The organism is Bacillus sp. 196mf, from assembly GCF_003217275.1.
In the GTDB taxonomy this organism is placed as follows: domain Bacteria; phylum Bacillota; class Bacilli; order Bacillales; family Bacillaceae_G; genus Bacillus_A; species Bacillus_A thuringiensis_S.
In genome coordinates this window covers 643,317-667,743 of record NZ_QJTG01000001.1, presented here as the reverse complement: position 1 = coordinate 667,743, position 24,427 = coordinate 643,317, and the positions used below count along the sequence as shown (strand labels likewise).

Sequence of the window (24,427 nt, the reverse complement as noted above, 5' to 3'; positions counted from 1 at the left end):
TTTTCATACATAGCTTCTTTTTATCTGCCACCGACAATAAATTTAAAATCTGTATCGAAACTATCAAGAGATTTTGTTAATCCATGAACATGTATATTCCAGTTTCCTGTCATGTTAATATACATACCTTCAGCTTCATATTCTCCCGGTGAAACTACTGAAACTTTAAATGAACCGTTTCCCATGTTCATATCTAATGATTGAGTCGTCAATATCATTTGTTCCATATCAGTAATAGGCTGTCCCTTTTCATCCTTTAGTGTAATATGGAATTTATTTTGACCTACCTTATTCGGACTTACATTTAGCGTAAGTTCATATCCATTATCTAATTGCTTACTCTCTGTAAATGGTCCAGTAGGAGGCATCGGTGGTGTTTGTACGTTTGTCATAAAAGCTACGATTACGAAAATGATAATTCCAATGACAAACTCTACTTTCACCGTAGCTCCTAATCCTTGCTGTGCTCGCATTCTCCCTTTCACATAATGAATAATTCCCAATATCCCCATGAAAATGAATAAAAGTATCTTTGTTAATAAAGCCAATCCATACTTCGTATCAAATAACGAGTGGATTGTTGGAATAAAAAATGTACTGTTAAAAAGGCCTGTTATTAAAATCACGATGACAGCACCTGTTGCCCACGGTGAAAAACGCTTAATCATATCCCAATACATATGCCACTTGTTATCCTCATTACGTAAAAGAAGAATAATAGATGATAAACCACCAGCCCATAATGAAGCTGCGAATAAATGTAGAAAATCCATAACGACAGCAATGTCTTTAAACTTTAAACCGTATGCGTGACTATTAAAGGCCTTCATAACAAGTAGCCCTATAAACAATAGTATTGGAATACTCCATACTTTAAACGACGAAAACTTCTCATGCTTCACCGCAAAATACGTAACAATTATAATCGTACTAATGAGAACCATTTGAGTAATCCATACATAACCAAAAACAGAAAGCTGTAATGTTTCTTTTAATAGTAAAGGGTTGAATGCTTCTAGCCACGAAACATCGGCATTTATTTTCGCTTGCAATGGTAGGTTGAATAACAAGCTAATAAATATCCCAAATAAGGAGATCCATATTATGTTCTTACTCCTTGATCGAACCGAGGTTGCATTCCCTTTATACATAATAAGATTAAAGAAGAGAACTCCTAAAAATAGCGAGAAACTTGTATATAAAATTCCACGTTCCATAATCATATCGATTTGCGGGACATACCCCATCTCTTCCACTTGTACATCGTCTGTTCCCGCTTCCGCTAATCCAATACGGAATGGAATAACCCCTTGAATTGGATGCCCATCAGCTGAAATAGCTTTCCACTGAATAGAGTAGAGACCATTTTTGAGATTTTCTTTTAATCCGGCTTCTAATAGTTTTTTATTTTTTTTATCAATATGAGCATCTTTTAAATCGACTCTTTTACCTGATGTATCTCTCACATACAATGTATTAAAACGTGAAACTTGTATGTCCTCATCGAATTCAATTTTCACAACAGATGGTGCTCTCTTCAACGTTTCATTTTCCGTAGGGTTTGATTTCACAACATACGCATGAGCAGATGCACTTTTCGGTATCAATATGATAAGCACACACGCAAGTAATAACCATGTCCCTAATCTTCTCATTACTTTCACACTCATTTCACTTCTTTCTTCCTCATCGCTCTATTTTCATTACTTTAACTTCCGAAGTTTGATTCTCCGTAGAAATATTAACCTGATTAAATATAAATTTCTATAAAGTATAACTCTTTATTTCTCTTCTACCTCTAAACTTCCAATATAATAGTAACTATTATGATAGATACAACTTACATTTTTAAAGTCGATTGTTATTATATCATAAAATATATTTATGTAAGTTATCAAAGAAGAAAAGTTATCGTGAATCATTTGTGAAGAAAATGTGAAATACATAAATAAAAAGGTATTACGTTATTACGTAACACCTTTAAAAAAATATCCCTCTTCTATTTCTCTTCCGGATAATCACAATACTCGATAATCGTTCCTTCAGTATCCGCTGGGTTAAGATAAATTAATCTTCTGCCGTGTTTATTAATTCGAAGTGTATGCTCTAACGTTCGAATGCCTTGCTCCTTTAACTCTTCTAAAGCTACATCTAAATCATCTACTCGATATGCAACATGATGTACACCTTTACCTTTTTGTTTGATGAATCTGGCAATGGGCGACGTCGTATTATTCGTCGGTGCAAGTAATTCAATTCTATCTCCATCCACTTCAAGAATGGCTACTTCGCTTTCCACACCGGGAGCTTCACTTACGTAACGATCTATTAAAGTTCCTAGTAACACATTTTCATAAAAACGTATCGTACTATCTATATCTCGAACTGCGATGCCGATATGATCAATTGTTTTTTTCATTTTATTTCCCCTACTACTTTATTTTTTCTATCCTTATCAATAGTAACAAAAAAAGTTATAGAAACAAGTTCTATAACTTTTTTATTTAACCTATTTTCTTATCCGCTCTAGTTGCTGGTTGAACTTGATTTTTTGCTTTTACAACGCTAATGCCATATCCGATAAATCCACCGATAATCGCTGGGAAGATCCAGCCTAATCCTACTTCCTGCATCGGAAGGAATTTAGTGAACACTTGGCTTACTACTTCAATGTTAACTCCAGCTGCACTTAATCCATCGAATAAGCTGATGATAAATGTTACGATTAAGCTCACTTGATAAACTTCAGCTCTTCCTTTGAATAATGAATGGAAGAATGTTAAGAAAATCAATACGATTGCTAGTGGATAAATTGCTGTTAATACTGGAACAGAAACTGCGATTAACTGTGTTAATCCTACGTTTGCAACAATTGCACTAAATACACATAGTGTGATTGCAATTGCTTTGTAAGGAACATTTGGGAATAACTTATGGAAGAATGAAGAACATGCTGATACAAGTCCCACACTAGTTGTTAAACAAGCTACTGTAATCATTAATCCTAATAATACTCCGCCATATGATCCGAAATAGTAGTTAGAAACTTTCGCTAATACTTCTCCGCCGTTCTCTAAATGTCCAAGCTTTGCAACACTTGAAGCACCCATATAAGAAAGAGCTGTATAGATAATTGCTAAAATAGATGCTGCAATTATTGTCGCTTTTGCACAAACGACCATAATTTGTGTTTTCGTTTTCGCACCTTTTTCTTTAATAGCATTGATGATGATAATCCCGAATACGAATGATGCGAGCGTATCCATCGTTAAGTATCCTTCTTGGAATCCTTTAAAGAATGCATGTGATGTATAAGCTTCCACTGGTGCTTGCATATCTCCAATCGGATGTATAAAAGCAACGATTACTAAAATACCGATGAAAGTCAACTTAATTGGCGTTAAAATTTTTCCAACAATATCGACAATTTTCGCGGGATTTAGCGAAAAAAAACAAGTGATGCTAAAGAATATAATTGTGAAAAGAATTAAAGGTGTAGAACCTACTCCCTCTGGCATAAACGGCTTAAGACCAATTTCATAAGATACATTTCCTGTTCTCGGTATTGCAAATAACGGACCGATCGCTAAGTATAAAACTGTTGTAAATACAATCCCGAACACTGGGTGAGCACGACTTGCTAATGACTGTAAATCATCTTTACCTGAAAAACCAAATGCTAGTACACCTAGTAATGGTAATCCAACACCAGTTACTAAAAATCCAGCGTTAGCAATCCATACATTCTCTCCTGCTGATTGACCAAGCATCGCTGGGAAAATTAAATTTCCTGCTCCAAAAAATAGTGCAAATAACATTAATCCAATAACTACTATGAACGAAAACGGTACTTTATTCGCCATATTATAACCCCCATTCAAATTTCCTTATCTCATTTTCCAATTTTAACTAATTGAATTTTCTGAATATTTAATTTAAGTATCAACTATTCTTGAACTCATTATAGTTTGCTATATAATATTTTGCAATACTATTTTCGAACTTTTCTTTTATTTTATAAATATACATTTTTTAACATGAAAAATAGACTAAAAAACCAACACGGTCATCCATGTTGGTTTTTCCATTTACTATCATGAATTAAAATTTCGCTGCTACTTTTTTAACGTTTTCTAGACCTTCTTCAACAATTTGTTGTGAACGATCTGGATATTGATTGTGCCCTTCAATTACAACTGTCTCTGGATTTGTAATTCCCCAGAATCCAAGTACAGTTGTTACGTAATTAACTGCCATTTCCATAGGAGCCATTTGCTCTGAAGAGTAATCTGAACCACGAGCACCTAACACAACTACTTTTTTACCACCAACTAAACCTTCTGGGCCATTTGCTGTATATTTAAACGTTTTTCCAGCTTGAGATAAGTATGAAATATATGTGATTAATGGTGCTGGTACTGTAAAGTTCCATAATGGGAATGCAAATACAACCTTATCAGCTTCTAAAAACTGATTTAAATATTGATCTACTGTAGCAACTGCCTTCTCTTCTTCAGCTGTTAACTCCATGCCTTGGCTACGTTTATATCCACCTGAAATCGCGATATTTCCGTAATAAGGAAGATCTAATGCAAATAAATCTAATTCCATAATTTCTGTATTTGGATTTGCTTCTTTATAAGTACTTACAAATGTTTCATACATTTTTGAACTAACTGCTTGCTCCGCTGGACGATCGTTTGCTTTTACAAATAATACTTTTGACATTTTTTTATTCCCCTCTACATTCTTATTTTCTTCTTTTTTACCAAATAATGAGCTAAATAGTCCCATTTTCTTCACCTAATCTTTCTTTTCATATTCATTATTCATCATCATAAAAATTCTTATTCTAAGAAAAAGTTTCAATAGATACCTTAAGTTAAGCTATCAAAACTTTTTGTTATTTAATTACCTTATGCAAGTGATTGTAATATAGCCACTTACTTTAGTCAAGTAACTTTCAATAAAAAACAAAATCTCAATTTAAAAATATTAACTAAAATACAATTGAACACCAAATACATCTTTATTACTTGTATAATAAACTTAGAGAGGAAAATTCATATATAGAAAGGATTTATTCATGAGCACTATAGAAAAGATTCAAACTTTTATTATTCTTTTTGCTGTTACATGCGGCATCGTACTCGGACAATTTAATATGATACATACGTATTCAGACAAGTTTATTGTTCCCTTCTTATTTTTTATGCTATATGGATTATTCCTCAGCATCCCATTAAAAGAAATAAAAAACGGATTTCGCAATTTAAAATTTGCTGGAACAAGTCTTACTATTAACTTCTTATGGACCCCTTTACTCGCTTGGGGATTAGGAGCACTATTTCTTTCAGATCATCCAGCACTTTGGGTTGGATTTATAATGTTAATGGTTACTCCATGCACAGATTGGTACTTAATCTTTACTGAAATAGCGAAAGGAAATGTAGCACTTTCTACTGCAATTTTACCTGTAAATTTAATTTTGCAAGTACTACTCCTTCCAATTTATTTATTTTTATTTGCTGGTGTCATGAAAACTGTAGTGGTTTCTGTTTTAGTAGAAAGTATTGTTATCGTAATCGTCTTACCATTTATACTTGCACACGCTACAAAATTCATTATGAATAAAATGAAAAAAGCTGAAACTCTCGAGAATAAACTCATTCCGTTTTTCAGCTCTGCTCAAATTGTATTTTTAAGTTTAGCAATAGTAGCGATGTTTGCATCACAAGGTAAATATTTACTGCAAAATATGAATGTCGTTTTATTATTACTCGTTCCTGTTCTATTGTTCTTCATCATTAATTTTTTACTAGGACAATTTATCGGACGCATCATGCATTTATCTTACAAAGATACAGTAAGTCTAAGCTTAACAACGTTAGCAAGAAACTCACCTGTTGCACTCGCTATCGCTGTAACAGCTTTTCCAGACGAGCCTCTTATCGCACTTGCACTCGTTATTGGACCGTTGATTGAGTTACCGGTACTAGCTTGTGTTTCACAAGTTTTGTTGCTTATTAAGAAAAAACGGCAATACGCATAATAAAAAACGTCCCATTTTGGGACGTTTTTTATTATGGAAAGATTACATACAACACTTATTTCTTATTTCTTATTTCTTATTTCTTATTTCTTATTTCTTATTTATCAATACAAATGAAATTACCGAAACTACAAACGTAATAATACCAATTGTAATAAAGTGAAACTTTAATCATTGGGGGTTTTGTTCATCCCCCAATGATTATTAGCCCTCACCACTCCCGCATTAACAGATCCTTTCTAATTAAAAATGATAGGAAACGTAAATATAACGAAAGCTGCCCAAAGTCCGTATATTGGCAAATACTTCGTAACGGCATCTTGGATAGCTTTTGGTCCTGATTTATTTTGCAAGAAACGCATATAGGCAAACATAATCCAAATGAGATTTGCCCAAATCAGTATGTTTACTCCTAAAACAGCAAGTCTATTAGGTGTAATCCCGTAAGAAGAAAGTCTAAATACTATGGCTGACAATGCGACAGTGTCAATAATAAGCGCCAGAACAATTAAGGAAAAATTTATATAATCTGAAATATTCTTTTTCTCGTCCGAGTCACTTTCAACGATAGAAAATATGGTAACAGCCAATACACCAAGGAGGATTCCGTTGAAGGCCATTAGGAAATTGCGATCCAAGAACGGATTTTTCCCGACCCAAATTACCGTTATAAGATAGATAAGCAACGTGATCAGGACGAGAGGACTAAAAATTTTAGATATGTATGGTGTAATATTTTTAGCAAGCTTAAGATTCATTGATACTAAGTATGCAGCCACAATAGCGAGAGCCGCTGCTCCAAATAAAACAACATTACTAAAATAGAATTCTCCTATATCTAAGTCAACAAAGCTAAATAAACGCATGGTGAATACTGCTAGTATCATTCCGCTCACTGCCATGCTGGCGTAGAGAAGACAATATTCTAAATTAAATTTTATATAGGCTAATCTTGTACTGCCTTTTGAATATTCATTTCCTGTAAACGCAAGCCCTACTAAGACCCATAAAAATATAGGAAGATGTAAATAAGCAAGAATGGTACTGTCTTTATAATTTAATGGCAACGTATTAAGATACATCCCGGAAATAAGGAACAACGCTGCAAGGGAATAAATAATACTTTTTTTGGGAGTATTATTGTAAACAAAATAAGCAGCAATAAAGGGAATTACACCAAAAGCCAAGTTAATTGGAGCAATTGCTTCCTGCTCAACAAAGTGGAAAATGATCCTGGTGCTTATGCCGGCCAGAATAGCTAAAAGGCCCATGAATAAGAAACCTTTTTGAAACAAAGATGTTTTTTCTTTATTTACTTTCTCCTTGAAATGCAACCTTTCATACCAAGCACCTAGAACCTGGGAATCAGGGTTTTGGTCCCATGCTTGTGAGAATGCTTTTTTAAAAGCTTTCGGATCTTTTCTATACATCTTCTCCAACTCATGGGGGTTATCCATATTTTTAACAATCAAATTGTTAATGTTCATAGTTATACCTCCTCTAATTTTAAAAATAAGGTTGTTACCTTTTAACAAAAGCACCTCATTCATTTATTATGATTTTGATTTTAATACAAAATTTATCGTTTTACAATAAAAAATTATTATTTAAAGGATTTTTTTTATCGTTAAATTTTAAATAAAAGAAAAACAAAAGAGCATGACAGTTTTATGTCATGCTCTTTTAACAAATTAATTCTCAAATACAAAATTAATCTTATTATCTTTCCACTCTAATTTCGCATCAAACGTTTTCTCGCCCTTTTTAAAACCTTTAATTAAATCAGTCTTTTCACCTTTTAAGAGCTTTGTCATATTCTTTTGCGAAATTGTTTTACTTAATATCTTCTTTGAAATGGTGAAATCACATTGCGTTGTATTATAGTTAGAACAACCGTAAAACGTTGACTTATCAATTACATCGCCATCACATTTTTTACAGCTACCAACCTTTTTACCCGTTGTAAATTTCGATCCTTTTCGTTCAATCGATTCAACATGTAGTCCAGTGAAATCCCACTTCTCAGACATTTCCACTGCATCTTCAATAATTTTAGCTGATAGCTTTTTCGTTTGTTCCATAAAAGTTGCTGGTGATGCTGTACCTTCACCAATTTCCGCAAGACGTTGTTCCCATTTCGCAGTCATTTCCGGTGAAGCTAGTATTTTGTCACCAATTGCGGTAATTAATACTTTTCCTTTATCAGTCGCATACACTTGGTTTTTCTTTACATCTATATATTTACGGTCTTTCAACATCGTAATAATACCCGCGCGGGTCGCTTCCGTACCTAAACCTTCTGTTTTCTTCAATACCTTCTCTAGCTCTTCATTCTCTAAATACTTACCGGCTGTTTTCATTAACGTAATAAGTTGTCCTTCTGTATAACGCTTCGGTGGCTGTGTTTTTCCTTCTTTCACTTTCACCTTTACAACTTTTCCTTCTTCACCTTCAGCTACAATTGGAAGAATGGTTTCGTCATCTTTATCGTCTTGGAAAATAACTTTACGCCAACCTTCTTGAATTTGCTGTTTTCCTTTTGAAATGAATTCAGCACGTTCATCTACAAGCGTTACAATCGTTGTATAGTCAAAGATTGCAACTTCATAATGAGCTGCAATAAGCCTTCTTACGATCATATCGTATATTTTCTTTTCATCACCTGATAGTCTGCTTGGGTTTGTAACTTGCTCTGTCGGAATAATTGCGTAGTGATCTGTTACTTTCTTTTCATTCACATAACGCTTATTGTTCATAATGGATTCAATTGGTGCCGGTAATAAGCCTTTATATTCATCAAATTGACTTAACTTCTGTAAAATATCAGGGAACGTCGCTGCTTCTCCTTGTGTAACATAGTTAGAATCTGAACGTGGATAAGAAACAATCCCTTTTTGATAGAGTGCTTGCGTTATATCAAGCGTCTTTTTCGGTGAAAACTTAAAGGCTTTATTTGCCGTTGCTTGCAGTGATGATAAGTTGAATAAAAGCGGCGGCTGAAACTCTTTACGCTCCGTTTTCATTTCCTTCACAACAGCCGGTTTCCCTTGGCAAAATGCCGCAATTTTATTCGCCATATCAGGGTCTTTTAAGCGGGATTCATTATCCTTTTCCCATTTTCCGTCATATTTCTTTCCTTCTATATTAAAGGTTGCAAACACTTCCCAGAAAGGCTCTGACTTAAAGTTTTCAATTTCTTTCTCACGCTTTACAATCAATGCTAACGTTGGTGTTTGGACACGACCAGCAGAAAATACATCATTCATTCCTTTTTTCTTTAGCAAAATACTAAAGACACGTGATGCATTCATACCAACAACCCAGTCAGCGCAAGATCTTGTGTATGCTTCGTAATACGTATTAATTGTATCTGATTCGTCAAGTAAATTTTTAAACCCTTGATAAATAGCTTGCTTCGTTAAAGACGAAATCCATAGACGCTTCATCGGCTTTTGCACGTTACAAAGATTAATAATATTTCGTACGATTAGTTCCCCTTCACGCCCAGCATCGCCTGCATGAATAATTTCTGTTACCTGTGGATTATGTAACAGCTGTTTCACAACGTTAAATTGCTTATACTTTGACTTTGTTACTTCAAATTGAAAACGCTCTGGAATCATCGGTAATGTATTAAGTGACCATTTTTTCCACTCTGCGTGATAATGCTCTGGATTACATAACTGCGTTAAATGACCAATTGCCCATGTACAGTACGCTCCATTTGGAAATAACTCATTTGCTTCTACTTCTAAATATCCATCTTTCCGGCGATATTTAAACTGTGAAACAAGAGCCAACCCTTGATCTGGTTTCTCGGCAATAATTAATTTCATTTTATAACTCCCTATCTGTATTCCAGTGTTACTTTCATTGTCTATATGTTTAGAAGCGATGATAAAACAACAATCTTATTTATCATTCGCGGTTTGTCTCGCAAATGTGAGACCTATAATATTATACGCTTATTCTTTATGGCTTCACAATAGAAACTCATAATATAACAATTTCTTTCACATGCTTACAATTAAAAAAGACGCCCTAAAAAATCAAGCGTTCCTTTGCTTACATCTATGAAATTGTGCAGATAATATGCAGATATAAATTATCATAAGTACACATATGATGAAATGAACGATAGGACAAGGAGGTATCATAATGTTTGCTTATACGTTAACTACCTTAACACTTTGCTGTACCTCAATTCTTATTGCATCCAATATTTCTAAACGTAAGGGTACCCTAATGGAGTATATGGTATTTATTATGTCTTTTAGTATGAGTATCGGTTTAAGTATTGGTTTTTATTTAGGCATTCTCTTTAAGGGGGAATTACTATATTCTACTTTACTTGCTATTTTAATTAGTGGTTTTATCGGTTTTTTAGTGGGTCTACGTTTTCACCTATATACTGCTTTAGAAGGACTGTTCTCTGGATTAATGGCAAGTATGATGGGAGCAATGATTACAGAAATGTTAAACGCTCAACAAGCTCATAGTATATTGTTCATTAGCCTTTTACTTACTATAACGATTACTATGTCCTGTGTGATTCAATTGTTATCGGAGAACTTTTCTACTTTTATCCAACAGCGTTTTTTGTTATTACTTTCAATTAGTGTAGTAATTATAGTTGCCGTATTCGCGACATTCCCACATCATACTCCTGCACCTTCACCTGGGCATAATCAACATATAAATTAGTACTTGCAACAAAAATGAATAAGCAGCTATCCATAGAATAACTGCTTCCTATTATTCTGGCTTATTAGGAATGTTTTGGTTTGGAACATAGTCAGATTTATAATCTGTATAGTTCACTTCCGTTACCATCCCTGCTGAAGCATGATGTAGGTCGTGACAGTGGAACATCCACTCACCGGGATTGTCTGCTACAAAGGCTACTTCATATTCTTCTCCTGGTTTTAAGTTCAATGTATCTTTTACAATTGGAGAACCTTCTATCGGTTTTCCATCTTTACTCAACACCTGGAAGAAGTGACCATGTAAATGCATTGGGTGATCATCCATTTTAGAACGATTTACCAATTTCACTTTTACTAAATCACCCTTTTTTACTTGAATTGGGTCAATATCCGGAAATACCTTTCCGTTAATTGTATATACCATTTCATTTTCATTCATTTGCGTATTTAAGTCCATATTATATGTGGCAGTATACTCTTGATTTAACGTGAAACTACCTAATTTTTTAGCACCATATTTCGTCATATCTAATTTCGCTAATTTTCCCTTTTCATCTGCTTTATCTTTCATCTCTTTGCTGCCATCATACTCAATAACAGCTTTCATTCCTTTTGCACCTTTATTTTTTGAATGGTCCTCAACATACCACTTCCCAGGATTATTAGCAGTAAATTCAATATCATAACGTTCACCCGGTGCGATTGAAATTACTTTATCCTTTATAACTTTTGGATTGTTTATTGGTTGACCATCTGTCGCAATTACTTTTATATCATGACCGTGAACATGTATATCATGTGATAGATAACCAGCATTAACAAGTCGAAGACGAACTTTATCTCCCTTATTCACTTTCAATGGCACTACTAAATCACCGCTTTTTCCATTGATTGTGAATAAATCATACATACTCATATCATGACCTTCCATCTTCATATTTCCATGGTCCATTCCTGTCATATTGCCAGAGTCTTTTTGATCACTGCCCATGTCCATACCGGAATGATCCATGCCGTTCTTATCGTCATTCTTTTTCGTATTTTCATCACCTTTAGATTTATTACCTATTTGCCCTTTTGTCATTTCTTTTAACTGCTTTTTAATTTCTTCTTTATCTGTAACCCATTCATCCAACATTAATGTGTAATCTTTATCATATTTTTCCTTTGTATCTTCTACAATGAGCGCTCCATACAAACCTCTATCTAATTGATTTACAGAATCTTGATGCGAGTGATACCAGTACGTTCCTGGTACGTTCGCTTCAAATTCGTAAGTGAAACTTTTTCCTGGTTCAACTGCATCTTGTGTCACGCCTGGAATTCCATCCATGTTATTTGGGACAGGATATCCATGCCAATGAATGGATACTGGTACAGATAATTCATTTTTTAATGTCACTTTCACCTTTTCACCTTTTTTCACCCGAATTTCTGGACCAGGAGATGAGCCATTAAATGTCCAGACTGGAACAATAACACCGTTACTTAATTTTTGCTTTTCTTCTTTCGCTATTAAAGTAACTTCTGGTCCTTTTTCAACCTTCAATGGTGTTGTAGCTGTTTCAGTCTGTAGTGTTTTTTTATCATTCATATTTTTATGATCATTTGTTGTATTTGTCGTCACAGAACAGGCAGCAATTAAAAATATTACAGAGACTGTAATGGCTGCTAATACAAATCGCTTCATGGAAAATCCCTCCTTTTTCTTTTTCAAAATCATTATAGAAGTTGATTTTCAAGAAAATAAGGAGATGTAATTAGATCTTACGTAAGCTAATTGGAAGATTACTAAAAGCGGAGACATTACAAGAGGCGAATATTTTAGAAATACAAAATGCTTTCCTTGTAGCGACTATATTAGCCGTTCTCGTATTTGTTTTGACGTTATTTCTTAAGAAACAATAACACTGCTATTATTAAATAAGAAAAATGTAGCTAAAATGCTCTTCACAAAAGAACTTAGATTTTTGTATAATAAGAACTAATGTTCTTTACAGACAATGGACTCAAATTACACAAATATATCAAATAGAAGAGGATTGATATACGATGAAAATTGATAGACCAAAAATTTCACCAGAGTTATCTTCAAAGAATTTTCAAGATATTTTTTATGAAGAAGATCCAACATTAGAAGTGTGTGAAATTATAGACTCCACTTTCGAAAATGAATCTGTAGATAGAGTGCGATTGTATGATGCAGTGATAAAGAATTGTAAATTCACTAATACAGACTTTAGCAATATTGATATTACAGATGTTTGTTTTGAAAACTGCGATTTATCAAATGTTAATTTAAGCAATTCTTCTGTTCATAGAGTCGAATTTAAAAACAGTAAATTAATCGGGGTTAATTTTGCAGAATCTAGCTTAGGAAATGTTAAATTTGAGAATTCAATTTTGAATTTAGCAGCATTTGGGAATTCTAAACTAGAAAAAATTATATTTAATGAAACTTCATTAAATAATGCAGATTTTTTTGACTGTAAACTTAAAAAAGTTGAATTCCAATTATGTAGTCTTGATGAAGCTAATTTTGATCAGACATCACTGAAGGGGATAGATATTAGTTCTTCTACCTTTGATACACTTACAGTTTCAGTGAACGATTTAAGAGGATGTAAAGTATCAACATATCAAGCTGTTCAGTTTGCTACTTTATTAGGATTAATAATTAAAGATTAGTATTTCGAAGAAAAGAACCCTATCCCGAATCATGGATTTTTTAATTGTCCACGATTCGAGATAAAGTTCAAATAAATTAGTGATGACTCTTTTATTATTTAACTACAGCTTGGTTTCCTTTTACATGTTCATTATTTACACTCATAAATTCTTCAATTTCTTCAACTTCTCTAATGATATCTTTTGACAAGTTTTCATACCCGTCTTTCGTTACAAGAATGTCATCTTCAATACGAATTCCAATTGATTCTTCTTCAATATAAAGACCAGGTTCAATTGTTATAACCATACCTTCTTCTAACATTCTATCTTTATATGTTCCTACATCATGTGTATCTAAACCAAGGAAATGGCTGACACCATGATAATAGTATTTTGATAACTCTTCATCTTCTTGAATTAAACCAATTGCTTTACACTCTTCTGCCAGTACCTTTTTTGTATGCTCATTTAATGCAGCGAACTTTAATCCCGGCTTAATAATCTCTGTTGTTTCTTTTAATGCTTTTAATACAATATTATAAATTTGTTTTTGACGACTAGAGAATATTCCATTTGCCGGGAATGTATAACTAATATCAGCGTTATAGTAGTCTTTTTGAGCACCTAAATCTAGCAATACTAAATCACCATTTTGAATTTGTGCATCATTATCTTCATAATGAAGAACTGTAGCATTTTTACCACTTGCCAAAATTGTATTGAACGCATGATGCTTAATGCCAGATGATTTCAGTGTAAAATCAAATTGAGCTTCTAATTCATACTCCATCATGTCTGCTTTTGCATGCTTAAGTACGTTGTAAATACCGTCTTTCGTTATAGCAATCGCTTCTTTAATAATTTCAATTTCTTCCTCGGTTTTAAAAACTCGTAATTCACAAATGTTCGGATATACATTACCAATTGTTACATGTGGGTATTGTTCTCTTACATGTTTAGCAAACGCTAATGTTTTTGTCTCCGTACCATTCCACTCACGACGTTCTATATCTAAATATAGATGCTTCGCATTTTCTGTAAAGAGTATATTTGATACTGCTTTTTCAAAGCTATCTAAATATAAAACTTTCTTTATACCTGAAATTCCCTCTGCTTCTTCGCTAGAAACTGTCTTCCCAACCCATTTTTCCATTACTGGATCTGATTTTTCAATGAAAAGTGTCTCTTCTACACTATTCCCAAACTTTTCCAGCATAAAAATAACATTTGGTTCATCGATTCCCGTTAAGTAGTAAAAATTACGATTCGGTACAAATTTATAATGTGCATCAGCTGACATATGCGGTGCTTGTCCCGCAAATAAAATCGTAACGGATTCATCAGGTAATGTTTTCGTTAGTCTTTCTCTATTTTGAGCAAAAAATGTTGATTTCATAATAATCCCCCTAGTGTTCTATGTATGCTTGTAAAGCTAATTGTCCTCTGTTATTCATTTTATTATTGTTATAATTTTTCGTCAATTTTTAACCTTTTAGATGGTGTTGACATAATAAAAATTAAGCGTTACAATAACTATATATTAGTAAGTAACTAATATATTTAAATCTAACTAGAGGTGAATCAAATGAAAAACATTTTATTCCGTATTAACGAATTGTCAAAAAAAGAAAAAGCAACTGGATTAACAGTTGATGAAAAACAAGAACAACAAATGTTACGTCAAAACTATACAGAAACATTTCGTGGAAGCCTAGATTCCATTTTATTAAATACAAAAATTGTTGATTCGAATGGTCTTAACGTTACACCAGTTGCATTACAAGATGCTCAAATACGTTTAAAATTAAGCAAATGAGTTCCGCGCTAAAGAATTTCAATAAAACATAAACAGAGCTGGATTTCCTATATAGAAATTCCAGCTCTGTTTATTGTCTTTTCTAATTTAGTAAACGAGCGATACATCGCAATTCTCCACGACACAATCATCGCAAATGCTAGTAAGAAAAACATGCCGCTTAACTCTGCCAAATCAATTGATTGGCTTAAATATGACTTTAATGCCACGCGTACAGCTAATAAGCCTACTAAAATGAATATGAATGCTTTTGACGGTTTCATAAATATATGTTCGCCTTTTATTTCGAACTTAGTTGTTTTAATAAGAAAAATAGAGAAAATAATCCCTATACTAATTGCCTCGACTATTTCTAACGATGTTAATCGAAAATCTGGTAAAAAGTACATCATCGCGCCTGTACTCATAAAAATTGGTGGTAATATAATTTTCTTTTTCGTTACCGGCTTTTTCGCTGCTTTAAAACGTAGAAACATTACCCCAACAGCCATACAAACCGCTATGACACTTGATAAAAGTGCTATCATACTTTCCACTCCTATCTATTTAAATGACTTTTTTAGCAAAATCATAAACCAATAAGTAACTACATGCCGCATTATAGAATTTCTTCATTATATTCCTCCTGCTGTAAACTTTCCATATTCGCTGCAATCATTTTACGCAAAGTTTATGAACGGAATATGAACAAAAAAGCCATTCTGCAATTAATAATTGCAAAATGGCTTTTTAACTTATTTTAAATCGTCAATTGTGAAAGCACCTGGAAGTAATTGCTCAACAGTCACTTCTTTTTCATCACCTTTTACATTCGTTAGTAATACAGGCATTTTCGGATCACAGAATTCAGCAATTACTTGTCTACACGCACCACATGGTGAAATCGGTCCATCAGTTTCTCCTGTAATAACTAAGTAACTAAAATCGCGCTCCCCTTCTGATACCGCTTTAAATATTGCTGTTCTTTCTGCACAGTTACATAAACCATAAGAAGCATTTTCTATATTACAACCAGTATAGATTTTCCCTTCTTTCGTAACTAACGCTGCGCCAACAGGAAATTTAGAATACGGAATATACGCTTTCGATAACATCTTGTTTGCTTCTTCAATATATTTTTTCTTATCCATATTATTTCCCCCTCAAAGTAAATGAAATGATCATTAGTCAGTAATAACTGTATGAACTAATTTAGGAGCCACTGCTGTTTCAGCGATAGAGATGTTCTCATAAATTTTTGCTTTTACATCTTCTACATTTTCACGATTTGCGTAGATTGTTACGAACGGCTCGCCTTCTTTTACTGCATCGCCAACTTTTTTACGTAACATTAATCCTACTGCTAAATCGATTTCATCTTCCTTCGTTGCACGACCTGCACCAAGTAACATAGCTGCAATACCAATCTCATCTGCAACAATGTTAGAAATAACACCTGAAGTTTTTGCAGGTACATCAATTACATACTTCGCTTGTGGCATTTTTTCTGGATTGTCTACAATTGAGCTATCTCCGCCTTGATTGCTTAAGAACTCTTTAAATTTCGCAGTTGCTTTTCCGTTTTTCATCACTTCAATTAGCATTTCACGAGCTTCTTCTAACGTATTTGCTTTTTTCGCAAGTACGACCATTTGACTTCCTAATACAAGTACTAATTCTGTTAAATCTTCTGGACCTTCACCTTTTAACGTATCAATCGCTTCTTTCACTTCTAGAGCATTACCAATCGCAAATCCAAGAGGTTGTGACATATCTGAAATAACTGCCATTGTTTGACGTCCTACGTTATTTCCGATACGTACCATTGCATGTGCTAATTCTTTTGCATCTTCTTCTGTTTTCATAAATGCACCAGCACCTGTTTTTACATCAAGTACGATTGCGTCAGCACCAGCTGCAATTTTTTTACTCATAATTGAACTTGCGATTAAAGGAATTGAGTTAACAGTTCCTGTTACGTCACGTAATGCATAAATCTTTTTATCTGCAGGCGTTAAGTTTCCTGTTTGTCCAATAACAGCTACTTTGTCACGGTTTACAATATCGATGAACTGCTCTTTCGTAATTTCAACGTGGAATCCTTCTACCGCCTCTAATTTATCAATTGTTCCGCCAGTATGTCCTAAACCACGACCAGACATTTTTGCTACTGGTACGTCTAAAGCAGCAACTAATGGTCCTAATACTAAAGTTGTTGTATCACCAACACCGCCAGTTGAATGTTTGTCTACTTTAATTCCTTCAATTGCCGATAAGTCGATCGTTTCTCCAGACTCAACCATCGCCATCGTTAAATCTGCACGTTCGCGATCTGTCATATCTTTAAAGAAGATTGCCATTGCAAGTGCACTCACTTGATAATCAGGAATACTTCCGTCTGTATATCCATTAATAAAGAATTTGATTTCTTCAGTCGTTAATTCTTTGCCGTCACGTTTTTTTGCGATAATATCTACCATTCTCATTACAATCACCATTCCTTTTTATATTATATGAATCTATTAAAATAATAAGCCAACGATTGTTGCTGATAAGAAACTTACTAACGTTGCACCGAATAGTAATTTCAAACCAAATCTTGCGACTACATTCCCTTGCTTTTCATTTAAGCTCTTAACTGCCCCTGCAATAATTCCAATTGAAGAGAAGTTTGCAAATGAAACTAAGAATACAGATATAATCGCTGTCGTTCTATCTGAGAAATTAAAGTTTCCTTGTGCTAAATCTGTCATAGCGACAAATTCATTTGATACTAATTTTGTTGCCATAATATTTCCGGCATTAACTGCTTCATGCCAAGGTACACCCATAATAAATGCAAATGGTGCAAATACATAACCAAGTATTTCTTGGAATGAGATACCAATTACACCTTTAAATACTGCATTAATGAATGCGATAAGAGCAACGAAACCGACTAACATAGCTGCTACTGTGATCGCAACTTTAAATCCGTCTATAATGTATTCACCTAATACTTCAAAGAAAGTCTTTTTCTCTTCTTCTTGCACTTCTAACATATCTTCTTCTTCAGTAACTTCATACGGGTTAATGATAGAAGCGATAATAAAACCACCGAATAAGTTAAGAACTAAAGCGGTTACAACATATTGCGGTTTTAATAACACCATATATGATCCAACGATAGACATTGAAACGGTAGACATTGCAGATGCACATAATGTATACATTCGTTTCTCTGGCAATAATCCTAGTTGTTTCTTAACTGAAATAAACACTTCAGATTGTCCTAAAATCGCAGAAGCAACAGCATTATATGATTCTAGTTTCCCCATTCCATTTACTTTACTTAATGCTAGACCGATAGATTTCACAATAATAGGTAATACTTTAATGTGTTGCAATATACCTATTAGTGCTGAGATAAATACGATTGGCATTAATACACTTAAAAAGAACGAAAACTCTTTTTGATTTACTAATCCACCAAATACAAAATTCACACCGTCAGCAGCATATTTTAATAACTCTCCAAAACCATCTGCTATTCCGCTAATTAATATATTCCCTACACTTGTATTTAATAATAAAAACCCCAAAATGAATTGTAAAATAACCATCGTTATGATTGGGCGATATTTGACTTTCTTTCTATTATTACTAGCAAGCCAAGCGATACCTAAAATCAATACGAGGCCAAAAATACCAATTAAGTATTTCATAAGCCTTCCCCTCCCATTCGTATCCGCTTACATCTTTTTCAATTGTTAAAGCAATAGATACACTTTACTTTGTGTATCTATTGCTCTTCACTTCATTAATGATTAGTAGTTATCTGTAGCACCTTTTGCATCATTTAATACGATTGCAACACTAGCACTTGCTCCAACGCGAGAAGCTCCAGCAGCTACCATTTTGTCTGCATCTTCACGTGTACGAACGCCACCAGATGCTTTTACACCAACGTTTGGTCCTACTGTTTTACGCATTAATGCGATGTCTTCAGCAGTTGCTCCGCCAGTTGAGAATCCAGTTGAAGTTTTTACGAAGTCAGCACCAGCTTTTACTGATAATTCACAAGCGCGTACTTTCTCTTCATCTGTTAATAGGCAAGTTTCAATGATTACTTTTACAAGAGCTTTTCCTTTTGCTGCTTGTACTACTTCATAAATGTCTTTTTCAACGAACTCGTTATCGCCGTCTTTTAAAGCGCCTACGTTGATTACCATATCAACTTCAGTTGCACCTTTTGCGATCGCATCTTTTGTTTCAAATGCTTTTGTTTCAGTCGTGCTTGCTCCTAATGGGAAACCGATTACAGTACAAACATCTACATCATGTCCAGCTAATTCTTCAGCAGCTAGCTTCACCCATGTAGGATTAATACAAACAGAAGCGAATTTATATTCCTTTGCTTCTTCGATTACTTTCATAACATCTTCTTTAGTAGTATTAGCTTTTAAAATTGTATGGTCAATTAACTTTGCAATGTTCATTATCTTCACTCCTCATATCTTTTAACAACTTCATTCTAACTCTTAGTTGAACAAATGTAAATACACTTTTGAAATTTTGTTCATTCTTTTTTAGAAGGGAGTCTCTTGTAGTAAATAAAGCGCATTCTAACTAAGAAACACTTCCTATTTTAAAATCAAAACTTTTATATTAACAATGGTAGTATGTATCTCAATATCCATAATTATTTTAAAAAAGGCAATTTGTATTCAAAAAGCACCCCATAATTTATACTTAATAAAATAAAAGGCTTTCTCAAAATTAATATCTTGAAAAAGCCTTTTATTTCTAATCTTTTTGATAATGTAACAATTCCTTTGCTGTATGCTGATCGATAATTAATACATTTGCATACCCGCCACGTAACGCACCATCAATTGCTTTTATTTTTCTATTACCACCTGCAACTAAAATAGAGCGTTTCTTTAATTTCAGTTCCTCTAACTCAATTCCAATTGTACGCTGATTAATCTCTTCGCTACTAATATTTCCGTCTCCATCAAAGAAACGTGAACAAATGTCACCGACTGATTGTTTTTTGAGTAAACTTGTTTCATCCTTATCGAAATAACCTAATCGGAATAACAGCGCTTCGTCTCGCACTGTTCCTACAGTGAAAACTGCAATATTCGCTTGTTTCCCCATTTCGATAATGTGATGAATATGTCGATCCTGCTCTACTAATTCTTTTGTCACTGCATTATCAAATATAACTGGAAGAGGTAGATTTCTTGGCGTCGTTTGAAAAGCATCTGCAAATAAAGCTATCGTCTCATTCGCATATGTATTTACACTCGAATGACTAATGCCACCTTTTAGCTGGACAACCTCTACCCCTTTTACATGTTGCGGTACGATTTTTCTAGCAATTTCATACATCGTCATTCCCCAGCTTACACCAACAATATCACCGTTTTTAACCGTCTTTTCCATATACTCAGCAGCATATTTACTTATATACTCTGTAATCGTTGCATATTCCGGTACTGGAGAAAACACAACATGTGCCTCTAACAAGTTGTACTTTTCTTTCAGTAAATTCCCAACGTTATCTAAATCCGCAAATGGATCGGCGATGCTAATTTGAACAAACCCTTTTTCTTTCGCGTACTTTAACAATCTAGAAATCGTCGGTCTTGAAATATTTAATTTGTTAGCAATTTCTTGCTGACTATAATCTGATTGATAATATAATCTTGCAACTTCAACGCTTAATTGTTGTTTATCTTTTTCCATAGTAACTCATTACAAATCCCTTCCTGTATTTCCCTTTCGTTACAAGCATTATACAGCTTTATGCAAAAAAATTCGACTACCGAATTTTATTTAACTGAACTTCTATTACGCTTATTATATATAATGAAATCTGCTTTATTCCATGTTTACCTTGAAGGAGGGAGAAGATGACGAGTTTCACATCGGAACAATTGCCTTACTGCCCGAAAGTCGAGGACTAGGGATAGGTACCAGACTACTTGAGTTTGCTGAGGAACAAGCTTCGCTGCAAGGCTTTGCCAAATGCTCTCTGACGGTAAAGAAAGAGAACCAACTTGCCATTAAATTGTATCAGAGGATAGGCTACCAGATTACAGGTGAAATCAATAAACCAAAGTTATCGTTGTACAGAATGGTCAAAAACGTAGAACCTTACAACCATTTATAAAAAATTTGTACAGTATTAGAGGGTACCAGCACATGCCCATAAGGTTAAGGATTCAAAATTACCCCAAAGTAAAAAGTGTACATTTTGTACAAGTTAACACAAAATTTTAGCTTGATAGTGATGGGATGAGGCCTCTATATAAAAAAACACAGTTTACACTCAAACTGTGTTTTTTCGACGTATAATGCTTTATCAACATCTCTTTTTATTCTTTAAAATCTGCAACAGAACCAGGCCCCTCCTCAAAGTATAAATTCCAAGGGAGGAACCGTTTTTTAATTTACTTATATACGTACAGCTGTACCACTTACAGCAACCATTAACATTCCATCACGTACAACTTCGTAATCTACGTCAATACCAACGATAGCGTTCGCACCTTTTTGTTTTGCAAGTTCTTTCATTTCGTCCATCGCAATATCACGAGCGTCTTTTAGCTTACTTTCATAAGCACCAGCACGGCCACCGACAACATCACGAACTGAAGCGAATAAATCACGGACAATGTTTGCACCCATAATAGCTTCACCATTTACAATATCAATATACTTAATAATCTCTTTACCTTGAATTCCAGAAGTTGTTGTTACAATCATGACTGACACTCTCCTAATATATTATAATTTTTGATTAGCTTTCTTATGCCATAGAAAAAGTATTTTTGGCACCAGAAACAAGTCTAGTTTCTTACAGAATGAAACCAAGGCAATTGTTTAACATGTGTATCGCTATAACATATGCAATGGATCTTTTAGAAATAAGATAAGCCGCAGTAAGTATCAACGATCCAGGTAAATAAATAGCAATATCCGAAAGTTGGTTCGTATGAAGAAGTGTAAAAATCATAATCGAAATGATAGATGCAATAGCAGTACCAATATGGTAAGAAAAACGATTTATTAATATGTGGCGAAACACAATTTCTTCAAGTATTGGACCCAGAATACCAAATACAAGAGGTACCTCTGCACCCGTTTCAAGGAGCTGCTCTTGGTTCTCTGGTTGACCAGTTGCTAGAAAATACATAACACACTGTTCCACAATTAACGTAAATAAAACTACCATAGGAATACTTACTATTTTCAAAATTGTCTTCTCTTTAAAATAAGTAAAACTTTCAATAATTTCTTTCCTAAAGCAAATGATTCCTACAATAGCAGGTACAGTAAAACCGATGGCACTAAGAACAAATTCTGATTCAACTAAATTGACATTAGCTAAAAGTGATATGCCAAATAGTATGTACAAGCCAATTTGAAATGGTACAAACAGTGTAAAGATTATTAGCATAATGATTTCTTTTTTATTCATTTTTATAAAGTTCACTGTATTGCCCCCATAATTAAATTACCTATAATTTTTGATTTTTCTTTCTGCATAACGCTCTCCTTCTAAATATATTTATATAAGATTCTAAACCGGACGGTTCGGTCCGAATCGAAATCTAATGATACTACAAGTTTCTAGTTTTTTAAACCCTTTTTATAAAGTATTAACAAAATCAAAATGGAAAAAAGCAAATATATTTATATTTCAGTTGCTTTGTTACAATTTAATTCCAGTAATCATTAATGGTTAATCTTTTATAGAATGAAGTGAAAGTGGGAGTAGTTCAAACACTTTAGCTAAACATATTAATAAAAATTATATATAATAATCATAGTCTATACGTTAAAATTAACTATATATTTTTACACCTTCTACGATTGTAGGTGAAATTAGTTGTATAACAGGACTGAATTAAATAATTGGACATGTTAATTTTGACAGAAAATTCATTTGAATGATATAGATAATACAATTTGATTACCTCTTTTCAAACTGTATTGTTTGAGGTTCACATAATATAGGGATGGATAATATATTTTTGTTCCAAACTTATTTATACTTACAAAAAAATTCAAGAAAATAGATGGTAAATATCACCTGGAATATTAAGCTCGTTTTTATTAGGAGGATTACAAAGTATGACTAAAGTTGATAAGATTAAAGAAAAAATTATTGAAACATCTTTATATTTATTTAATACTAATGGGATAACTCGCACATCCATCCAGGATATAATGACAGCTACTGAACTACCTAAAGGATCTATTTATCGTAGATTCAAAAGTAAAGAAGAAATTGTCCTTGCTGCCTACGACAAAAGTGGTGAGATTATGTGGAGTCATTTTCATAAAGCAATGGAAAATAAAAAGACAGCAATTGATAAAATCCTTGCAATTTTCCTTGTATATCAAGATGCAGCTAATAATCCTCCTATTGCTGGAGGCTGTCCATTACTTAATAGCGCAATTGAAAGTACTGGAGTATTTCCAGAATTACAAAAAGCAGCAGCAAAAGGTTATGATGATACAGTAATGTTAATGGCTTCTCTCATAAAAGAAGGAATAGAGAAACAAGAACTTAAAGAAGATATAGATATTATATCGCTCGCTTCTTTTCTTGCATCTTCAATGGAGGGAGCTATTATGGCAAGTCGCGTATCTAACGATAATATACACCACCATTATTTTATTGAACAAATAAAACATCATCTTTTCTCTTATTCTAAATAAGTGAGAACTTGCAGTGTTTCCATCCAATTTTTATAAAGTTAAATTGAATACATACCCCTTATGGACAGTATCTTTTGTTTATGAGGGGTATTTGAATAGATTTTAGCAAAGGTAGTCTTTAGATGATGTTTCATGTTTCTTATTGAACGATTGATATTCAGAATGTTATAAACAACAAAACCCAGCTTTCGGAACGAAAGCAGCTGTTTAAAAGTGGGCCAGGCAAGACGATTTAAAACGGGTATGGGATAGCAAGTAATCATCCCTAAAGTTTTCCCGTCCATTTGAGCTTCATAGGCGTATTGATGACTAAAACGGTTGTTCTCCTGCCGCCATAGCTTACAAAATGTCCAATCGACTGTGTTCTTCTCCTCAGATCCTGCAAGTGGAAACGCCATGTATTCCAATGCCATTACATTTAGCTGGGCGCCGACCATGGATTGATGAACAGCCTTTACAATAGAGATTTTATTCATTATCCTATTG

21 protein-coding genes and 2 pseudogenes are annotated in these 24,427 nt (G+C 33.7%); 6 read left to right on the top strand and 17 right to left on the bottom strand.

Translation table 11 applies throughout. From position 1 onward, the window contains the following. Positions 1-20: 20 nt before the first annotated feature. The 4 genes from ATL10_RS03685 to ATL10_RS03670 all read right to left on the bottom strand — a co-directional run bounded on the left by ATL10_RS03685 (position 21) and on the right by ATL10_RS03670 (position 4,794). Complete coding sequence (locus ATL10_RS03685; RefSeq protein WP_110496438.1) at positions 21-1,670, bottom strand: copper resistance CopC/CopD family protein; 1,650 nt, start codon at positions 1,668-1,670, stop codon at positions 21-23. Positions 1,671-1,999: 329 nt separating this feature from the next. After that, a complete protein-coding gene (locus ATL10_RS03680) occupies positions 2,000-2,419 on the bottom strand; it encodes a VOC family protein (protein ID WP_000750850.1) in 420 nt (139 codons plus the stop codon). 85 nt (positions 2,420-2,504) lie between these two features. Continuing rightward, entirely contained in the window at positions 2,505-3,863 is a 1,359-nt protein-coding gene (brnQ, locus tag ATL10_RS03675) for a branched-chain amino acid transport system II carrier protein (protein ID WP_001284785.1), read from the bottom strand. A gap of 238 nt (positions 3,864-4,101) precedes the next feature. After that, positions 4,102-4,794: an FMN-dependent NADH-azoreductase gene (locus ATL10_RS03670; protein WP_000522501.1), complete on the bottom strand. Its 693-nt coding sequence runs from the start codon at positions 4,792-4,794 to the stop codon at positions 4,102-4,104. A 292-nt stretch (positions 4,795-5,086) separates the two neighbouring features. Here ATL10_RS03670 and ATL10_RS03665 point away from each other — a divergent pair, with 292 nt between their 5' ends. Next, a complete protein-coding gene (locus tag ATL10_RS03665; protein WP_000103816.1) occupies positions 5,087-6,052 on the top strand; it encodes an arsenic resistance protein in 966 nt (321 codons plus the stop codon). 239 nt (positions 6,053-6,291) lie between these two features. Here ATL10_RS03665 and ATL10_RS03660 read toward each other — a convergent pair whose 3' ends face one another. Then, a complete protein-coding gene (locus ATL10_RS03660; RefSeq protein WP_001024718.1) occupies positions 6,292-7,539 on the bottom strand; it encodes a DUF4153 domain-containing protein in 1,248 nt (415 codons plus the stop codon). A gap of 204 nt (positions 7,540-7,743) precedes the next feature. Then, on the bottom strand, positions 7,744-9,888 hold the full coding sequence (gene topB / locus ATL10_RS03655) for a DNA topoisomerase III (RefSeq protein WP_000766766.1): 2,145 nt from the start codon (positions 9,886-9,888) through the stop codon (positions 7,744-7,746). 322 nt (positions 9,889-10,210) lie between these two features. Here topB and ATL10_RS03645 point away from each other — a divergent pair, with 322 nt between their 5' ends. After that, positions 10,211-10,756 carry a hypothetical protein gene (locus ATL10_RS03645; protein WP_000458530.1) on the top strand — a complete coding sequence of 182 codons (546 nt, stop codon included), beginning with the start codon at positions 10,211-10,213 and terminating at the stop codon, positions 10,754-10,756. Positions 10,757-10,807: 51 nt separating this feature from the next. Here ATL10_RS03645 and ATL10_RS03640 read toward each other — a convergent pair whose 3' ends face one another. Then, a complete protein-coding gene (locus ATL10_RS03640; RefSeq protein WP_090976169.1) occupies positions 10,808-12,448 on the bottom strand; it encodes a multicopper oxidase family protein in 1,641 nt (546 codons plus the stop codon). Positions 12,449-12,810: 362 nt separating this feature from the next. Here ATL10_RS03640 and ATL10_RS03635 point away from each other — a divergent pair, with 362 nt between their 5' ends. Then, entirely contained in the window at positions 12,811-13,446 is a 636-nt protein-coding gene (locus tag ATL10_RS03635) for a pentapeptide repeat-containing protein (protein WP_000687268.1), read from the top strand. A gap of 94 nt (positions 13,447-13,540) precedes the next feature. Here the strand turns inward: ATL10_RS03635 and ATL10_RS03630 are convergent, their stop codons facing one another. Further along, a complete protein-coding gene (locus ATL10_RS03630) occupies positions 13,541-14,824 on the bottom strand; it encodes an aminopeptidase P family protein (protein ID WP_110496433.1) in 1,284 nt (427 codons plus the stop codon). A 189-nt stretch (positions 14,825-15,013) separates the two neighbouring features. Between ATL10_RS03630 and ATL10_RS03625 the strand changes: the two genes are divergently transcribed. Further along, the gene (locus ATL10_RS03625) at positions 15,014-15,244 is read left to right on the top strand and encodes a DUF896 domain-containing protein (protein WP_061660350.1); all 231 of its coding nucleotides are present in this window, start codon (positions 15,014-15,016) and stop codon (positions 15,242-15,244) included. 47 nt (positions 15,245-15,291) lie between these two features. On the opposite strand, the gene ATL10_RS03620 is transcribed toward ATL10_RS03625, so the two are convergent. From ATL10_RS03620 to ATL10_RS03595, 6 genes are all read right to left on the bottom strand, one after another. Continuing rightward, positions 15,292-15,771 carry a CcdC family protein gene (locus ATL10_RS03620; RefSeq protein WP_000561069.1) on the bottom strand — a complete coding sequence of 160 codons (480 nt, stop codon included), beginning with the start codon at positions 15,769-15,771 and terminating at the stop codon, positions 15,292-15,294. A gap of 207 nt (positions 15,772-15,978) precedes the next feature. Continuing rightward, positions 15,979-16,374, bottom strand: coding sequence for a cytidine deaminase (locus ATL10_RS03615; protein WP_000358533.1), 396 nt, complete (start codon positions 16,372-16,374; stop codon positions 15,979-15,981). A gap of 33 nt (positions 16,375-16,407) precedes the next feature. Next, positions 16,408-17,709: a pyrimidine-nucleoside phosphorylase gene (locus tag ATL10_RS03610; protein WP_002093946.1), complete on the bottom strand. Its 1,302-nt coding sequence runs from the start codon at positions 17,707-17,709 to the stop codon at positions 16,408-16,410. A 36-nt stretch (positions 17,710-17,745) separates the two neighbouring features. After that, a complete protein-coding gene (locus ATL10_RS03605) occupies positions 17,746-18,927 on the bottom strand; it encodes a NupC/NupG family nucleoside CNT transporter (protein ID WP_000876173.1) in 1,182 nt (393 codons plus the stop codon). A 102-nt stretch (positions 18,928-19,029) separates the two neighbouring features. Further along, positions 19,030-19,701 carry a deoxyribose-phosphate aldolase gene (deoC, locus tag ATL10_RS03600; RefSeq protein WP_001017444.1) on the bottom strand — a complete coding sequence of 224 codons (672 nt, stop codon included), beginning with the start codon at positions 19,699-19,701 and terminating at the stop codon, positions 19,030-19,032. 307 nt (positions 19,702-20,008) lie between these two features. After that, positions 20,009-20,956 (bottom strand): sugar-binding transcriptional regulator, encoded by a 948-nt coding sequence (locus ATL10_RS03595; protein ID WP_000409786.1) that lies wholly within the window; start codon positions 20,954-20,956, stop codon positions 20,009-20,011. Positions 20,957-21,086: 130 nt separating this feature from the next. Between ATL10_RS03595 and ATL10_RS03590 the strand changes: the two are divergent. Beyond that, a pseudogene (locus tag ATL10_RS03590) lies at positions 21,087-21,383 on the top strand (GNAT family N-acetyltransferase); the annotation flags it as partial. Between the two features lie 284 nt (positions 21,384-21,667). Here the strand turns inward: ATL10_RS03590 and ATL10_RS03580 are convergent. After that, entirely contained in the window at positions 21,668-21,979 is a 312-nt protein-coding gene (locus ATL10_RS03580) for a heavy metal-binding domain-containing protein (RefSeq protein ID WP_097924327.1), read from the bottom strand. A gap of 91 nt (positions 21,980-22,070) precedes the next feature. Then, a complete protein-coding gene (locus ATL10_RS03575; protein WP_110496431.1) occupies positions 22,071-22,709 on the bottom strand; it encodes a CPBP family intramembrane glutamic endopeptidase in 639 nt (212 codons plus the stop codon). Between the two features lie 641 nt (positions 22,710-23,350). On the opposite strand from ATL10_RS03575, the gene ATL10_RS03570 reads away from it, so the two are divergent. Further along, complete coding sequence (locus tag ATL10_RS03570) at positions 23,351-23,941, top strand: TetR/AcrR family transcriptional regulator (protein ID WP_000169640.1); 591 nt, start codon at positions 23,351-23,353, stop codon at positions 23,939-23,941. Between the two features lie 152 nt (positions 23,942-24,093). Here the strand turns inward: ATL10_RS03570 and ATL10_RS03565 are convergent. Continuing rightward, a pseudogene (locus ATL10_RS03565) lies at positions 24,094-24,417 on the bottom strand (GNAT family N-acetyltransferase); the annotation flags it as partial. Between the last annotated feature and the right edge of the window lie 10 nt (positions 24,418-24,427).

Bases quoted from the DNA above. Each gene is read 5' to 3' on its own strand.
- ATL10_RS03685 (WP_110496438.1), bottom strand. From the start codon at position 1,670: ATGAGTGTGAAAGTAATGAGAAGATTAGGGACATGGTTATTACTTGCG.
- ATL10_RS03680 (WP_000750850.1), bottom strand. From the start codon at position 2,419: ATGAAAAAAACAATTGATCATATCGGCATCGCAGTTCGAGATATAGAT.
- brnQ (WP_001284785.1), bottom strand. From the start codon at position 3,863: ATGGCGAATAAAGTACCGTTTTCGTTCATAGTAGTTATTGGATTAATG.
- ATL10_RS03670 (WP_000522501.1), bottom strand. From the start codon at position 4,794: ATGGGACTATTTAGCTCATTATTTGGTAAAAAAGAAGAAAATAAGAAT.
- ATL10_RS03665 (WP_000103816.1), top strand. From the start codon at position 5,087: ATGAGCACTATAGAAAAGATTCAAACTTTTATTATTCTTTTTGCTGTT.
- ATL10_RS03660 (WP_001024718.1), bottom strand. From the start codon at position 7,539: ATGAACATTAACAATTTGATTGTTAAAAATATGGATAACCCCCATGAG.
- topB (WP_000766766.1), bottom strand. From the start codon at position 9,888: ATGAAATTAATTATTGCCGAGAAACCAGATCAAGGGTTGGCTCTTGTT.
- ATL10_RS03645 (WP_000458530.1), top strand. From the start codon at position 10,211: ATGTTTGCTTATACGTTAACTACCTTAACACTTTGCTGTACCTCAATT.
- ATL10_RS03640 (WP_090976169.1), bottom strand. From the start codon at position 12,448: ATGAAGCGATTTGTATTAGCAGCCATTACAGTCTCTGTAATATTTTTA.
- ATL10_RS03635 (WP_000687268.1), top strand. From the start codon at position 12,811: ATGAAAATTGATAGACCAAAAATTTCACCAGAGTTATCTTCAAAGAAT.
- ATL10_RS03630 (WP_110496433.1), bottom strand. From the start codon at position 14,824: ATGAAATCAACATTTTTTGCTCAAAATAGAGAAAGACTAACGAAAACA.
- ATL10_RS03625 (WP_061660350.1), top strand. From the start codon at position 15,014: ATGAAAAACATTTTATTCCGTATTAACGAATTGTCAAAAAAAGAAAAA.
- ATL10_RS03620 (WP_000561069.1), bottom strand. From the start codon at position 15,771: ATGATAGCACTTTTATCAAGTGTCATAGCGGTTTGTATGGCTGTTGGG.
- ATL10_RS03615 (WP_000358533.1), bottom strand. From the start codon at position 16,374: ATGGATAAGAAAAAATATATTGAAGAAGCAAACAAGATGTTATCGAAA.
- ATL10_RS03610 (WP_002093946.1), bottom strand. From the start codon at position 17,709: ATGAGAATGGTAGATATTATCGCAAAAAAACGTGACGGCAAAGAATTA.
- ATL10_RS03605 (WP_000876173.1), bottom strand. From the start codon at position 18,927: ATGAAATACTTAATTGGTATTTTTGGCCTCGTATTGATTTTAGGTATC.
- deoC (WP_001017444.1), bottom strand. From the start codon at position 19,701: ATGAACATTGCAAAGTTAATTGACCATACAATTTTAAAAGCTAATACT.
- ATL10_RS03595 (WP_000409786.1), bottom strand. From the start codon at position 20,956: ATGGAAAAAGATAAACAACAATTAAGCGTTGAAGTTGCAAGATTATAT.
- ATL10_RS03580 (WP_097924327.1), bottom strand. From the start codon at position 21,979: ATGATTGTAACAACAACTTCTGGAATTCAAGGTAAAGAGATTATTAAG.
- ATL10_RS03570 (WP_000169640.1), top strand. From the start codon at position 23,351: ATGACTAAAGTTGATAAGATTAAAGAAAAAATTATTGAAACATCTTTA.